This window comes from Sphingopyxis sp. Root1497, assembly GCF_001427085.1.
GTDB lineage: Bacteria > Pseudomonadota > Alphaproteobacteria > Sphingomonadales > Sphingomonadaceae > Sphingopyxis.
On the sequence record NZ_LMGF01000005.1, the window covers coordinates 1,411,390 to 1,424,515 of the forward strand.

Annotated in this window: 16 protein-coding genes; 13 read left to right on the plus strand and 3 right to left on the minus strand. The window is 65.6% G+C overall.

Annotated features, from left to right (window positions below; all coding sequences use genetic code 11):
- Positions 1-42: 42 nt before the first annotated feature.
- Both ASD67_RS21160 and ASD67_RS21165 read left to right on the plus strand, forming a co-directional pair.
- A complete protein-coding gene (locus tag ASD67_RS21160) occupies positions 43-912 on the plus strand; it encodes a fructose bisphosphate aldolase (RefSeq protein ID WP_200938101.1) in 870 nt (289 codons plus the stop codon).
- A gap of 4 nt (positions 913-916) precedes the next feature.
- The gene (locus ASD67_RS21165) at positions 917-1,573 is read left to right on the plus strand and encodes an O-methyltransferase (RefSeq protein WP_056351271.1); all 657 of its coding nucleotides are present in this window, start codon (positions 917-919) and stop codon (positions 1,571-1,573) included.
- A 113-nt stretch (positions 1,574-1,686) separates the two neighbouring features.
- On the opposite strand, the gene ASD67_RS21170 is transcribed toward ASD67_RS21165, so the two are convergent.
- Positions 1,687-2,088 carry a hypothetical protein gene (locus ASD67_RS21170; RefSeq protein WP_235535776.1) on the minus strand — a complete coding sequence of 134 codons (402 nt, stop codon included), beginning with the start codon at positions 2,086-2,088 and terminating at the stop codon, positions 1,687-1,689.
- Positions 2,089-2,123: 35 nt separating this feature from the next.
- Here ASD67_RS21170 and thiE point away from each other — a divergent pair, with 35 nt between their 5' ends.
- From thiE to ASD67_RS21195, 5 genes are all read left to right on the plus strand, one after another.
- Positions 2,124-2,759: a thiamine phosphate synthase gene (thiE, locus tag ASD67_RS21175; RefSeq protein ID WP_056351274.1), complete on the plus strand. Its 636-nt coding sequence runs from the start codon at positions 2,124-2,126 to the stop codon at positions 2,757-2,759.
- On the plus strand, positions 2,756-3,280 hold the full coding sequence (locus ASD67_RS21180; RefSeq protein WP_056351276.1) for a M23 family metallopeptidase: 525 nt from the start codon (positions 2,756-2,758) through the stop codon (positions 3,278-3,280). The genes thiE and ASD67_RS21180 overlap by 4 nt, the downstream gene beginning before the upstream one ends.
- Positions 3,281-3,618: 338 nt before the next feature.
- Positions 3,619-5,592, plus strand: a complete 1,974-nt coding sequence (locus ASD67_RS21185) for an OPT family oligopeptide transporter (RefSeq protein ID WP_056351278.1) — start codon at positions 3,619-3,621, stop codon at positions 5,590-5,592.
- A gap of 112 nt (positions 5,593-5,704) precedes the next feature.
- On the plus strand, positions 5,705-6,268 hold the full coding sequence (gene efp / locus ASD67_RS21190) for an elongation factor P (protein WP_056351280.1): 564 nt from the start codon (positions 5,705-5,707) through the stop codon (positions 6,266-6,268).
- A gap of 110 nt (positions 6,269-6,378) precedes the next feature.
- Complete coding sequence (locus ASD67_RS21195; protein WP_056351281.1) at positions 6,379-7,197, plus strand: inositol monophosphatase family protein; 819 nt, start codon at positions 6,379-6,381, stop codon at positions 7,195-7,197.
- A gap of 15 nt (positions 7,198-7,212) precedes the next feature.
- On the opposite strand, the gene ASD67_RS21200 is transcribed toward ASD67_RS21195, so the two are convergent.
- Together ASD67_RS21200 and ASD67_RS21205 are read right to left on the minus strand one after the other, a co-directional pair.
- Entirely contained in the window at positions 7,213-8,199 is a 987-nt protein-coding gene (locus ASD67_RS21200; protein ID WP_056351284.1) for an acyl-CoA thioester hydrolase/BAAT C-terminal domain-containing protein, read from the minus strand.
- Between the two features lie 145 nt (positions 8,200-8,344).
- On the minus strand, positions 8,345-8,824 hold the full coding sequence (locus tag ASD67_RS21205; RefSeq protein ID WP_056351286.1) for a YbjN domain-containing protein: 480 nt from the start codon (positions 8,822-8,824) through the stop codon (positions 8,345-8,347).
- Positions 8,825-9,035: 211 nt separating this feature from the next.
- Between ASD67_RS21205 and ASD67_RS21210 the strand changes: the two genes are divergently transcribed.
- From ASD67_RS21210 to ASD67_RS21235, 6 genes are read left to right on the plus strand one after another with little or no spacing between them, the layout of a single operon-like run.
- On the plus strand, positions 9,036-9,410 hold the full coding sequence (locus ASD67_RS21210; RefSeq protein ID WP_056351288.1) for an NADH-quinone oxidoreductase subunit A: 375 nt from the start codon (positions 9,036-9,038) through the stop codon (positions 9,408-9,410).
- Positions 9,407-9,961 (plus strand): NuoB/complex I 20 kDa subunit family protein, encoded by a 555-nt coding sequence (locus ASD67_RS21215; RefSeq protein WP_156377814.1) that lies wholly within the window; start codon positions 9,407-9,409, stop codon positions 9,959-9,961. The genes ASD67_RS21210 and ASD67_RS21215 overlap by 4 nt, the downstream gene beginning before the upstream one ends.
- Positions 9,961-10,875, plus strand: a complete 915-nt coding sequence (locus ASD67_RS21220) for an NADH-quinone oxidoreductase subunit C (protein ID WP_056351291.1) — start codon at positions 9,961-9,963, stop codon at positions 10,873-10,875. The genes ASD67_RS21215 and ASD67_RS21220 overlap by 1 nt, the downstream gene beginning before the upstream one ends.
- A gap of 35 nt (positions 10,876-10,910) precedes the next feature.
- Positions 10,911-12,128, plus strand: coding sequence for an NADH-quinone oxidoreductase subunit D (locus tag ASD67_RS21225; RefSeq protein ID WP_200938102.1), 1,218 nt, complete (start codon positions 10,911-10,913; stop codon positions 12,126-12,128).
- 23 nt (positions 12,129-12,151) lie between these two features.
- Positions 12,152-12,457, plus strand: coding sequence for a nuclear transport factor 2 family protein (locus ASD67_RS21230; RefSeq protein ID WP_056352291.1), 306 nt, complete (start codon positions 12,152-12,154; stop codon positions 12,455-12,457).
- Complete coding sequence (locus ASD67_RS21235; RefSeq protein ID WP_056351295.1) at positions 12,457-13,125, plus strand: complex I 24 kDa subunit family protein; 669 nt, start codon at positions 12,457-12,459, stop codon at positions 13,123-13,125. Before ASD67_RS21230 ends, ASD67_RS21235 begins: the two co-directional genes overlap by 1 nt.
- The last annotated feature ends 1 nt before the right edge of the window (position 13,126 follow it).

Here is a 13,126-nt window from a genome sequence, read left to right on the forward strand (position 1 = left end):
ATGCAAAGCCACGGAGATGTTATGACCACCGCCAATGCCGCCATGCTGGACCAGATCAAATCGGGGCAGGGCTTTATCGCCGCGCTCGACCAGAGCGGCGGTTCGACGCCCAAGGCGCTGAAGGGCTATGGCATCGAGGCCGATGCTTTCGCGAACGACGAGGAAATGTTCGGGCTGATCCACGACATGCGCAGCCGCATCGTTACCGCGCCCTGCTTCAATGGCGAGAAGGTGATCGGCGCGATCCTGTTCGAACGCACGATGGACGGCGACGCGGACGGCAAGCCCGTCCCGGCGCTGCTCTGGGAGCGCGGCGTGGTGCCGTTCCTGAAGGTCGACAAGGGGCTCGAAGACGAAGCCGATGGCGTCCAGCTGATGAAGGCCAACCCCGGTCTCGACGAGTTGTGCGCGCGTGCCGTCGCCAAGGGCGTGTTCGGCACCAAGATGCGCAGCGTCGTCAACCTCGCCAATGAAGCGGGCGTCAAGGCGATCGTCGAACAGCAGTTCGCCGAAGCGGCGCGTATCGCGGCACATGGCCTCGTCCCGATCATCGAACCCGAAGTGAACATCAAGAGCGCCGAGCGCGACGCCGCCGATCGCCTGCTGCTCGCCGCGACGCTCGCCGCGCTCGACGCCTGGGACGGCGAACCGGTGATGCTCAAACTGTCGCTGCCGACCGAAGCCGGGCTTTTCCAGCCGCTGGTCGACCATCCCAAGGTGCTCCGCGTCGTTGCGCTGTCGGGCGGCTTCGCGCGTCCCGAAGCCTGTGTCGAACTGGCGAAGAACCCCGGCATCATCGCGAGCTTCAGCCGCGCGCTGCTGGAAGACCTGCGCCACCAGATGAGCGACGACGACTTCAACGCGTCGCTGGGCGGCGCGATCGACGAAATTCACGCGGCCTCGGTGGCCTGATGTGATGGGAGAGAGGTGGCAAGCCGTCGACGATTATATCGCTGACAAATTGCTCGGCGCCGACGACGCGCTTGCCGCCACCCTCTCCAACAATGAAAAACAGGGCCTGCCGCCGATCGACGTGTCGGCGGCGCAGGGCAAGATGCTGTTCCTGCTCGCCCAGATCGCCGGCGCGAACCGCATCCTCGAAGTCGGCACGCTCGGCGGTTATTCGACGATCTGGCTGGCGCGCGCGCTGCCCGATGACGGACGGCTGGTGACGCTCGAACTTGAACCGCATCATGCCCGGGTCGCGCGCGAGAATCTGGAGCGCGCCGGGGTATCGGACAAGGTCGATATCCGGATCGGCTCCGCCGCCGATAGCCTCGGCGCGATGGCGAAGGGCGACCCGTTCGATTTCGTCTTCATCGACGCCGACAAGCAGAGCAACGCGCACTATGTCGCCGAAGCGATCCGGCTGGGGCGCAGCGGCACGACGATCGTCGTCGACAATGTCGTGCGCGAGGGCGGGGTGCTTGAGGCGGACAGCGACGACGAACGCATCGTTGGGACGCGGGCCTTGTTCGACATGCTGAGCGCCGATCCGCGCCTCGACGCGACCGCGGTGCAGACGGTCGGCGCGAAGAAATGGGACGGCTTCGTGCTGGCGCGGGTGCGCTAAATCCCTCCCGTCATTGCGAGCGAAGCGAAGCAATCTCCAGCCATCGACCTTGCGTACAGTCGATGTCTTGAGATTGCCGCGTCGCCTTCGGCTCCTCGCAATGACGAGGTGGGTTAAATCCCGCCGTCGAACCGGAAACTGAACCGGTAATCCTCGGGCTTCCGCGTCACGTCGGTCCTTTTCTCGGGCCGCACCGACTCCAGCCGGATCGCGCCGTCCGCCAGCGGGGTCGAGTCGCCGAGCGTCACCTCGAACGGTTGCTTTTCGCCGTTGCCGCGCCACCAGACCATCTTCACCCGCACCCGGCCTGCCCAGACGCAGCGCGCGTTCATCGGGCAGCGGCTGTCTTCCAGTACCTCGACCGGCTGGACGATCGGGCCGTCGACATAGGCGCGCTGGCCGAGCGCGACGTCGCTGCCGTCGGGGAGGGGCGTCGCGGCGCCGGTCGCCGCGCACGCCGACAGGGCGAGGGCGGCAAGCATGATCGGGGCGGCAAGACAGGCTGTTTTCATCATTTGCCCGCACCTAAGCGCGTCGCTATGAACCCGCCATGACCCAAGTGACCCGCACCCCGTGCCAGCTTTATCTCATCTCGCCGCTCGACGTCGGCGGCGATTTTCCTAGCCGTCTGGAGGAGGCGCTGGCCGCCGCGCCGGTCGCGGCGTTCCAGTTTCGCGTCAAGGGCATCGAGCAGCATGAGGCGGCGCGGCTTGCCGAACCGTTACAGGCGATCTGCGCCGCGCACGACACCGCCTTCATCGTCAACGACGATGTCGCGCTGGCGAAGCGGCTCGGCGCCGACGGGCTGCATCTGGGGCAGGACGATGGCGATCCCCGCGAGGCGCGTCGCATCCTCGGTCCCGACGCGCAGATCGGGGTGACCTGCCACGGCAGTCGCCACCTCGCGATGGAAGCGGGCGATGCCGGCGCCGACTATGTCGCGTTCGGCGCGTTCCATCCGACGACGACCAAGGCGGTCGAGCATATGGCCGACCCCGAAATCCTGACCTGGTGGCAAAGCATGTTCGAACTGCCGTGCGTCGCGATCGGCGGCATCACCCTCGACAATGCCCGGGCATTGATCGACGCCGGCGCCGATTTCATCGCAGTGTCGGGGGCGGTCTGGTCGCACCCCGAGGGCGCGGCGGCGGCGGTGAAACAGTTCGACGCGTTACTGGCGGGGTGAAAAGCGCGGCGGTCCGCGCTGCGATTGCGATGCTCGCATTGGGCGTCGCAGCGGCAGCGAGCGGACGCGGCGCACCGGACATCGCCATCGTCATTCCGGTCGAGGGGATCAAGCCCTCCGAGCTGGTCGACAGCTGGGCCAGCGCGCGCGCCGGCGGGCGCTTGCACCATGCGATCGACATTCCGGCACCCGTCGGCACGCCGGTGCTCGCCGCGATGGACGGGCGGATCGAGAAGCTCTTCGCCTCCGACCGCGGCGGCCTCACCATCTACCAGCGCTCCGACGACGGTCGATTGATGCTCTATTACGCGCATCTGCAGGGCTATCGCCGCGGCCTCGCCGAAGGGGACCGGGTCAAACGGGGGCAGGTGATCGCGACCGTCGGGGCGAGCGGCAATGCCGATCCGGCCTTTCCGCACCTGCATTTCCAGATGCTGACCACCGTGCCGGGTAGCGCCTGGACGGCGGGCGAGCCGATCAATCCCTATCCGCTGCTCACCGGACGGCGCGGCCGCCGCTGACGGGTCAGCCGGCGGGGTAGTCGGGACCGGGCTTCTTGCCGGGGTCGTCATCGCGGCTACGGGGCGGGGCGCCATCCTTTCGCCAGCCGAACAAGCCGGCACAGGGGGTGGGGCGCCGGGGGAGGGCGTTGCCGCCGCGGCGGGGGCGGCGCATATCGTCGGAGAGGTTGCAGGTCATCATGGGGGCGCTTCTGCCAGCGCCGGGCGCATTCCTATTGGATCGTTGCGTCAAAAGGATTTCGGTCCGTCGCATTTGGCGCTTCGGTCCAATAGCGCCCACGCCTTTTCGCTTGCGCATCGCGCGGCACCTCGCAACACAGCGGGCGGGGAGACCGAGTATGACCGAAGCCACCACGCCAACCACCGGGGCGAAAGCCGGCGTCCGCGAACTGACGCTGCGCGCCGTCCTGCTCGGCGGCGTCCTGACGTTGATGTTCACCGCCGCGAACGTCTATCTGGGGCTGAAGGTCGGGCTGACCTTCGCGACCTCGATTCCCGCCGCGGTGATTTCGATGGCGCTGCTGCGCTTCATGACCGGCGCGACGATCCTCGAGAATAATATCGTCCAGACGATCGCGAGCGCCGCGGGCACGCTCGCCGCGATCATCTTCGTGCTGCCCGGCCTCGTCATGGTCGGCTACTGGCAGGGCTTTCCGCTGCTCGAAACCACCGCGATCACGATGCTCGGCGGCCTGTTGGGCGTGCTCTTCTCGGTACCGCTGCGCCGCGCGCTCGTCGTCGATTCGGACCTGCCCTATCCCGAAGGGCGCGCCGCCGCCGAAGTGCTGCAGGTCGGCGCCGCGAGCGCCGAGGGCGCGGCGGAGAATAAGGCGGGCCTGTCGGCGTTGCTGTGGAACAGCCTCGTCGCCGCCGGTTTTACCCTGCTCACCCAGATGAAGGTCGCGGCGGGCGAAGTGTCGAAATGGTTCTCGGTCGGGGCGGGCGCGACCGGTATCGCCGGCGGCCTCGGCTTCGCGCTGTTCGGCGTTGGTCATCTCGTCGGCCTGTCGGTCGGTCTGGCGCAGCTTGTCGGGCTGGTCACCGGCTGGTGGATATTGTTGCCGATCCTGACGCAAGGCGTCGCCGGCCCCGATGCCGAAACGATCGCGAACACGGTGTTCCGCGCCGATGTGCGTTTCTTCGGCGCCGGGGTGATCGCGGTCGCGGCACTCTGGACGCTGCTCAAGATCGCGCGCCCGGTGATCGGCGGCATCCGCTCGGCGATGGCGGCGAGCAAGGCGCGTCACGCGGGCACGGTGCTGGCGGTCGGCGAGCAGGATATTCCGATCGGCTGGGTGTTCGGCGGGTCGCTGCTGGTGCTGATCCCGATCGCCTGGCTGCTGTGGTCGATCCTCGCGGGCGGGCCGCTGGCGGGGTCGGCGGTGATTCTCGTGGCGGGCGCGCTCGTCTTCGTCGTCGTGATCGGACTGATGATCGCCTCGGTCACCGGCTATATGGCGGGGCTGATCGGCGCGTCGAACTCGCCGGTATCGGGCATCGGCATCCTCGCGATCATCGCCTCGTCGTTGTTGCTCGTGGGGCTGCTCGGGCGCGGCGGCGGCGAAGAGGCGAGCGCGGCGATGGTCGCCTATGCGCTGATCGTCACCGGCGTGGTGTTCGGCATCGCGACGATCTCGAACGACAATCTCCAGGACCTCAAGACCGGCCAGCTCGTCGGCGCGACGCCGTGGAAGCAACAGGTCGCGCTGATGATCGGCGTGTTCTTCGGTTCGCTTGTGGTGCCGCCGGTGCTCAACGTGCTCAACGAGACGCTCGGCTTCGTCGGCGTTCCCGGCGCGGGTCCGAATGCGCTCGCCGCGCCGCAGGCCGGGCTGATCTCCTCGCTGGCCAAGGGCGTGCTCGGCGGCGATCTCAACTGGACGATGCTCGGCTATGGCGCGCTCGCGGGCGTCGGCTTTATCCTCGTCGACGAATTGCTCGGCCGCGCGGGCAAGCTGCGGCTGCCGCCGCTCGCCATCGGCATCGGTATCTACCTGCCGATGGCGGTGATCCTGCCCGTCGTGATCGGCGCTGTTGGGGGCTGGTTCTATGATCGCTGGGCCGAACGCCGCGCCAACGCCGCCTTCGCGCACCGCATGGGCGTGCTGACCGCGACCGGAATGATCGTCGGTGAGAGCCTGTTCGGGGTCTTTTATGCGGGCCTCGTCTACGCGACCGACAGCGATGCGCCGCTCGCGGTGGTCGGCGACGGCTTCCATGTGCCGTCGATCTTCATCGGGCTCGGCCTGTTCGTCGCGCTGATCTCGCTCAGCTATGCGCGGACGCGCAAAGCGGTCGAGACCACGGCCTGAACGAACGCGCGCTTGCCCTTCGCCGCCTTCGCGGCTAAGGGCGCGCTCCTGTATCCGGTGCGTCGCGACGCGTCGGCGGCTCTTTCCATCCTTGAACCAGCGAGTGTGCGCGATGAAAATCACCGGCGTTGAAATCCGTCCCGGCAATATTATCGAATATGAAAAGGGGATCTGGAAGGTCACCAAGATCCAGCACACCCAGCCGGGCAAGGGCGGCGCCTATATGCAGGTCGAGGCCAAGAACCTGATCGACGGACGCAAGCTGAACAACCGCTTCCGCAGCGCCGACACGGTCGAAAAGGTCCGCCTCGACACCAAGGATTTCCAGTTCCTCTATGCCGAGGGCGACGATCTGGTGTTCATGGACAAGGACACGTTCGAACAGATCACCATCGCAAAGGACGTCGTCGGCGAAGCGCATGAATTCCTGCAGGACGGCATGGATGTCGTTCTGGAACTGTGGGAAGAGCGTCCGATCTCGGTCGAACTGCCCGAACATATCGAAGCGACGATCGTCGAGGCCGACGCGGTGGTGAAGGGCCAGACCGCCTCCTCGTCGTACAAGCCCGCAATCCTCGATAATGGCGTGCGCGTGATGGTGCCGCCGCATATCACCAGCGGCACCCGCATCGTCGTGCATGTGTACGACCGCGAATATGTCCGCCGCGCGGACTGATTAAGTTCCCCTCCCGCTTGCGGGAGGGGTTAGGGGAGGGCCTGTTCGGGGAGCAGGTTTTTGTCCCGAATACATTCCCTCCCCCCNAAGCGGGAGGGGGGAGATTCGAAATGGCCGTATCGGGCATCATCACCGTCATGGAACGCGCCGCGCGCAAGGCGGGCACCAAGCTGCGCCGCGACTTCGGCGAGATCGAGCATCTGCAGGTCTCGCAAAAGGGGCCCGCAGACTTCGTCTCGAAGGCCGACCAGGCCGCCGAGCGTACGCTCTATGACGAACTCGGCCGCGATCGTCCGGGCTGGGGCTTCGTGCTCGAAGAGGGCGGCGTGATCGAGGGCGATCCCGGCAAGCCGCGTTTCATCATCGATCCGCTCGACGGCACCTCGAACTTCCTCCACGCGATCCCGCATTTTGCGATCTCGATCGCGGTCCAGGAACCCAAGCTCGGCGGCGGCTGGGGCGATATCACATCGTGCCTCATCTACCACCCGGTGACCGACGAAAGCTATTGGGCCGAGCGCGGGCGCGGCGCCTGGCTGCATGACCGCCGCCTGCGCGTGTCGTCGCGCCGCCATCTCAACGAATGCCTGATCGCCACCGGCATCCCCTTCATGGGCCATGGCAATATGGCGCAGTGGAGCCGCGTGTTCGGCGCGGTCGCGCCCGAAGTCGCCGGCATCCGCCGCTTCGGCGCCGCCAGCCTCGACCTCGCGTGGGTCGCGGCGGGCCGTTATGATGGTTTCTGGGAAAGCGACCTCAAGATCTGGGACGTCGCCGCCGGCATATTGCTGGTGCGCGAAGCCGGCGGGTTCGTCAGCGATTTCCGCGGCGGCGACCGCGCGATCGAACGCAGCGAATTCATCGCCGGCAGCGCCGCAGTGCATTCGAAGCTGCAAAAGCTGGTCGCGGGCGCGCTGCGCAACGCCTGATTTCGCGCGCGACGATCAGGGACGCAGCGCGTCCCTGAGAAACCCCACGACCTGCGGCCAGGCATCGCCGCGCGCCTTGGCGTTGGCGTCGGGACTGCCGCCGCCGCGGGGATCGTCGCGGGCCTCGGTCGACCCGCCCGCCAGGTCATGCCCGGCATCGGGGTAGAGCAGCGCGGTGGTCTTCAACCCTGCCGCGTCGCGCGTTGCGACGATGTTGCGCGCCATCCGGCCCGAATTCCACAGCTGGTCCTTGTCGCCCGCGATCAGCATCAGTTTGCCGCGATAGGCGTCGACCGGAATGCGCGCGGCGGTTTCGCGATCGCTATGGTCGGCGCGGCCATTCTCGTGGATCGCGCGCAAATCGGCCTTGTCGCCGGCCATCAGCCCTTCGACAAAACCGCGATAGGGCATGAAGGGCAGGGGCTTGCCATCGAAGGCGAAGGAAGATCGCGTGCCCTCGGCCTCGACCATCTCGAGCCCCCAGCCCTCCCACACCAGATCGGACGGCGCATAAGCGACGACGCCGGCGATCCATGGATAGCGGCTCGCGGCGATCAGCGCGAATTCGGAACCCTTCGATCCGGCGAACAGGCCGAACCGGCTGGTGTCGACGCCCGGCATCGTCGCGAGTTGGGCCTTCAGTCCGGCGATCTGGTCGACGCGAATGTCGATGAAGCTGCCCGGCAGGTCGGCATATTCGGGCGGCGGCCCAAAGCTGCCCCAGTTCGGCGAATAATAGGGCAGGCTGACCGCGGCATAGCCAAGCCGGGCGAGGATCGGCCCGAAACGCTTTCCGGCCCCGTCACCACCCTCGGCGCCGGCGAGGATGACGACGACCGGCCGCTGCCGGGGTCCGGCAAGCCGGTAGAGCCTGGCATGCGGAAAACCCGCGATCGCCGTTTCCTCGATGGCCGCCGTTGCCGATTGTGGGGCCTCTTCGGCGCAGGCGATGGCCGGGCTGGCCAGTGCCAATATCGTTCCAACAAATATCGCCCGCAGCATCGTCGTCCTTTCCTGGGATTTCGATCTGCTGTTTTAGTTGCATAATACAGCAAGGCAAGGGCGTTGCGCGGACGATTCCCCATTTCTTTTTGCGGCGGTCGCCGGGCGCGACGTCCGTTGAGACATCGCGCCCGACGCTCCATCGCTATTTTTCGAAGACGAACGCCTGATAGGCGTCCATCAGCGCCGCCCAGGTGCTGAAGCTATCGCTCAGATTTTCGCGCGGAAGGCCCGCGAAGTCGAGGTCGACGTCCATTTCGAGCACCGGGTCGCCGCTATCGTCGCGATAGGCGCGCGCGAAGCGTTTCTCGCTGTTCCATTTGTTGAGTTGCTCAAGCGTCGTGCTCTTGGCGTCGTTGAAACCCATATAATATTGCAGCGTCTTGCAGTCCTTGCCCTCGTCGCAGTTCATGAACAGGACGAGGAACTTCAGGCCGTCGCGGCTGCTTTCGATATAAGGATTCTCACCCGGCTTGGTGACCAGCGTCGCAGGCCAGCCTTGCGACTCGACGATCGCCTTGATCGCCTGCGGATCCTTCGCGTTGACCAGTTGGGCCTGCGCGGGCGCCGCCGCGAACATTGCCGCCGCCACGACCAACCCGCCCGCTATCGAAAATTTACCCATGTTCTTCCCTCATTCCATACCATCCGCGATACGCGCGGCCGACCGACCCGACGGCGGCGTAACATGCCTCGCCAGGGGACAATATGCTTTTGGTCACATGGGCATGATTTTCCTGTCCGCAGCGCTTGCGAGTGGCGCTTTGCTGGCCTAAAGCGCCCGCAACAAAGGGTGACCAACACCCCAACAGACAACAGATGAACTGCGAGCTCCCATGGTCGACCTGACGCAATATCTGCCGATCCTGATTTTCCTGTTCGTGGCTGTCGGCCTGTCGGCCGCATTCGTGTTCCTGCCGATGGGCGTTTCCCGCCTGACCGGTGCGCACCAGCCCGATCCGGCGAAGCTGACCGAATATGAATGCGGCTTCCCCGCGTTCGAGGACGCGCGCAGCCAGTTCGACGTGCGCTTTTATCTCGTCGCCATTCTTTTCATCATCTTCGATCTCGAAGCGGCCTTCCTCTTTCCCTGGGCGGTGAGCCTCGAGGAAATCGGCTGGGCCGGCTGGGCGACGATGATGATTTTCCTCGCCGAACTCGCACTCGGCCTTGTTTATGCATGGAAGAAAGGGGCGCTGGATTGGGAATGAGCAATTCGAGCATCCTGATGCCCGGCCAGATGCCGGTGGCGCCCGGGACGAATCCCGATGCGGGCTTTTTCGACGACCTCAACAACGAGGTCGGCGACAAGGGCTTCCTCGTCACTTCGACCGAGGATCTGTTCAACTGGGCGCGCACCGGCTCGCTGTGGTGGATGACCTTCGGCCTCGCGTGCTGCGCGGTCGAGATGATCCACGTCAACATGCCGCGTTACGACATGGAACGCTTCGGCGCCGCGCCGCGCGCCTCGCCGCGCCAGTCGGACGTGATGATCGTCGCGGGCACGCTGTGCAACAAGATGGCGCCCGCGCTGCGCCGCGTGTACGACCAGATGTCGAACCCCAAATACGTCATCTCGATGGGCAGCTGCGCCAATGGCGGCGGCTATTATCACTATAGCTATTCGGTGGTGCGCGGCTGCGACCGCATCGTGCCCGTCGACATCTATGTCCCCGGTTGCCCGCCGACCGCCGAAGCCTTGCTCTATGGCGTGATGCAATTGCAGCGGAAGATCCGCCGCACCGGAACGATCGAACGCTGATGGGTCATCCTGCTCCTTTGGTCGCCCCGCAGTCGGGCCTTGCTGCTGCGCTCAAGGCGCTGCTTGGCAAGGATTTGCTCGCGCATGATTTTGCCGCCGACGAGGACAGCATCACGGTGGATCGCGACGCGATCGCCGCGGTGATGATCGCGCTGCGCGACAATCTCGACTATCAGCAGATGATGGAGATCGCCGGGGTCGACTATCCCGACCGGCCTGAGCGCTTCGAGGTCGTCTATCACCTGCTCAGCGTCACGAAGAACCACCGCCTGCGCGTCCGCGTCTCGACCGACGAGGCGACGCCGGTGCCGACGATCGTTCCCGTCTGGCCGAACGCCGGCTGGCTCGAGCGCGAGGTGTTCGACATGTACGGCGTGCTGTTCGCGGGCAACCCCGACCTGCGCCGCATCCTGACCGACTATGGGTTCCAGGGCCATCCGCAGCGCAAGGACTTCCCGCTGACCGGTTATACCGAGCTGCGCTACAGCGAAGAGGACAAGCGCGTCGTCTATGAACCCGTGCGGCTCGCGCAGGATTTCCGCAATTTCGACTTCATGTCGCCGTGGGAAGGCGCCGACTATGTGCTGCCCGGCGACGAAAAGGCCGGCGGTACGGGCGAGGCGCCCGGCAAGGGCGCGCCGACGCCGATGACCGCGAAAGAGGTCAAGGCGGCCGACGACAAGGCGAAGGCCCCGCCGCCGCCGACTCCCAAAACCACCGAAACCCCGGCGCAGACCGGCGCTGGCGCGAAGACCAATCTGAAGGCTGCGAAAACCAGCCGCGACGGCGCGAGCGCGAAGGCGGCGACCAAGCCCGCCAAGACGCCCGCGACGACCAAGGCGGAAAAGGCCCCGGCCAAGCCGCGCGCGCCGCGCAAGCCCAAAGCTGCCAAGACGGACGGAGGTGACGCATGACCGACTCTCCCTATGTGAAGCACCACGGCGGCGACATGTTCGAAGGCTATCCGGTAGATACCGCGAACACCGCGGGCGACCAGGTCGTCACGAACTACACGATCAACTTCGGGCCGCAGCATCCCGCGGCGCACGGCGTGTTGCGTCTTGTGCTCGAACTCGATGGCGAGATCATCGAGCGCGTCGATCCGCATGTCGGCTTGCTCCACCGCGGCACCGAAAAGCTGATCGAGTATAAGACCTATCTTCAGGCTTTGCCCTATTTCGACCGGCTCGACTATTGCTCGCCGCTCGCGATGGAGCATAGCTATGTGCTCGCGATCGAGAAATTGCTCGACCTCGAAGTACCGGCGCGCGCGCAATATCTGCGCGTCTTGTTCGCCGAGCTGACGCGCATCTGCAACCATATGCTCAACATCGGCAGCCACGTCATGGACGTCGGCGCGATGACCCCGAACCTGTGGGTGTTCGAACTGCGCGAGGATTGCCTCAACTTCTTCGAACGCGCGTCGGGCGCCCGCATGCACTCGGCGTGGTTCCGCCCCGGCGGCGTGCATCAGGATGTCCCCGAAAAGCTGCTCGTCGACATCGGCGAATGGGTCGAAAAGCGCCTGCCCGAATTGTTCGGCGACGCGATGAGCCTCGTCATCGACAACCGCATCTTCAAGCAGCGCAACGTCGACATCGCGACGGTGAGCAAGGAAGACGCGCTGGCCTGGGGCTTCTCGGGCCCGATGATCCGCGGCAGCGGCATCGCCTGGGACCTGCGCAAGTCGCAGCCTTATGACGCCTATGCCCAGATGGATTTCGACATTCCGGTCGGCACCCGCGGCGACTGCTACGACCGCTTCATGGTCCGCGTCGAGGAAGTCTATCAGTCGGCGAAGATCATCAAGCAGTGCCTGCGCGACATGCCCACCGGCCCGATCGCCAGCCTCGACCGCAAGGTCGTGCCGCCGAAGCGCGGCGAGATGAAGCAGTCGATGGAATCGCTGATCCATCACTTCAAGCTCTACACCGAGGGCTTCCACGTCCCCGCGGGCGAAGTTTATGTGGCGACCGAAAGCCCCAAGGGCGAATTTGGCGTCTACCTCGTCAGCGACGGCAGCAACAAGCCGTACCGCTGCAAGATCCGCCCGACGGCGTTCTCGCACCTGCAGGCGATGGATATGATGTCGAAGGGCCATATGCTCGCCGACACCACCGCGATCATCGGCGCGATCGACGTCGTGTTCGGGGAGTGCGACCGGTGAGCAAGCTGGACATCGCCGAGACGATGATCGCGCATTACAATGCGCAGGATGCCGACGCCTATGTCGCGCTGATGACCGACGACGCGGCCGAGGCCGGCTATCGCGGTGCGGTCGTTCGCGACGGCAGGGAAGGCGTGCGCGACGGGCTGAAGGCGATGTTCGCCGAATTTCCGCAGAACCGCGCCGAAATCCTCTCGGGCTACACGCTGGGCGATTTCGTCGTCCTGCACGAAAAGGTCGCTCGCTCGCCGGAGGCCGACCCGTTCGAGGTCATGTCCATCTATAGTTTCGAAGGCGACAAGGTGTCGCGTGTGGAGTTTGTCCGCTAATGGCCGACGCCCCCCAAATCCCCGATGAGGCCGAAGTTCGCGCGCGCTGGGGCGCGTTCGTCTGGACCGCCGAAAATGCTGAAAAGGCGAAGGGCATCATCGCGCGCTATCCTGCGGGGCGCCAGCGCTCGGCGGTGATGCCTTTGCTCGACCTCGCGCAGCGTCAGGTCGGCGCCGAGACGCAGACGCAGGGCTGGCTGCCCGTGCCGGTGATCGAATATGTCGCGAGCCAGCTCGAAATGCCCTTCATCCGCGCCTATGAGGTCGCGACCTTCTACACCATGTACAATATGGCCCCCGTCGGCCGCTATCATGTCCAGGTGTGCGGGACGACGCCGTGCCTGCTGCGCGGGTCGGACGATGTGATGGCTGCATGCAAGAACCGCGGCATGGTCAAGGGGAAGACCACGCCCGACGGCCTGTTCACGCTGACCGAGGTCGAGTGCATGGGCACCTGCACCAACGCGCCGATGGTCCAGATCAACGACGACAATTACGAAGACCTCGATTTCGACCGCACCGCCGCGATCCTCGATGCGCTGGCGGCGGGCGAGACGCCGAAGGCGGGAACCCAGCTCGCCGATCGCCACACCAGCGAGCCGCAGGGCGGCCCGACGACGCTGGTCGAGATGGTCAAGGCCAACCACGACTATCGGAAGGCCTGGTAAT

Bases quoted from the DNA above. Each gene is read 5' to 3' on its own strand.
- ASD67_RS21160 (WP_200938101.1), top strand. From the start codon at position 43: ATGCTGGACCAGATCAAATCGGGGCAGGGCTTTATCGCCGCGCTCGAC.
- ASD67_RS21165 (WP_056351271.1), top strand. From the start codon at position 917: ATGGGAGAGAGGTGGCAAGCCGTCGACGATTATATCGCTGACAAATTG.
- ASD67_RS21170 (WP_235535776.1), bottom strand. From the start codon at position 2,088: ATGATGAAAACAGCCTGTCTTGCCGCCCCGATCATGCTTGCCGCCCTC.
- thiE (WP_056351274.1), top strand. From the start codon at position 2,124: ATGACCCAAGTGACCCGCACCCCGTGCCAGCTTTATCTCATCTCGCCG.
- ASD67_RS21185 (WP_056351278.1), top strand. From the start codon at position 3,619: ATGACCGAAGCCACCACGCCAACCACCGGGGCGAAAGCCGGCGTCCGC.
- efp (WP_056351280.1), top strand. From the start codon at position 5,705: ATGAAAATCACCGGCGTTGAAATCCGTCCCGGCAATATTATCGAATAT.
- ASD67_RS21195 (WP_056351281.1), top strand. From the start codon at position 6,379: ATGGCCGTATCGGGCATCATCACCGTCATGGAACGCGCCGCGCGCAAG.
- ASD67_RS21200 (WP_056351284.1), bottom strand. From the start codon at position 8,199: ATGCTGCGGGCGATATTTGTTGGAACGATATTGGCACTGGCCAGCCCG.
- ASD67_RS21205 (WP_056351286.1), bottom strand. From the start codon at position 8,824: ATGGGTAAATTTTCGATAGCGGGCGGGTTGGTCGTGGCGGCGGCAATG.
- ASD67_RS21210 (WP_056351288.1), top strand. From the start codon at position 9,036: ATGGTCGACCTGACGCAATATCTGCCGATCCTGATTTTCCTGTTCGTG.
- ASD67_RS21215 (WP_156377814.1), top strand. From the start codon at position 9,407: ATGAGCAATTCGAGCATCCTGATGCCCGGCCAGATGCCGGTGGCGCCC.
- ASD67_RS21220 (WP_056351291.1), top strand. From the start codon at position 9,961: ATGGGTCATCCTGCTCCTTTGGTCGCCCCGCAGTCGGGCCTTGCTGCT.
- ASD67_RS21225 (WP_200938102.1), top strand. From the start codon at position 10,911: ATGTTCGAAGGCTATCCGGTAGATACCGCGAACACCGCGGGCGACCAG.
- ASD67_RS21230 (WP_056352291.1), top strand. From the start codon at position 12,152: ATGATCGCGCATTACAATGCGCAGGATGCCGACGCCTATGTCGCGCTG.
- ASD67_RS21235 (WP_056351295.1), top strand. From the start codon at position 12,457: ATGGCCGACGCCCCCCAAATCCCCGATGAGGCCGAAGTTCGCGCGCGC.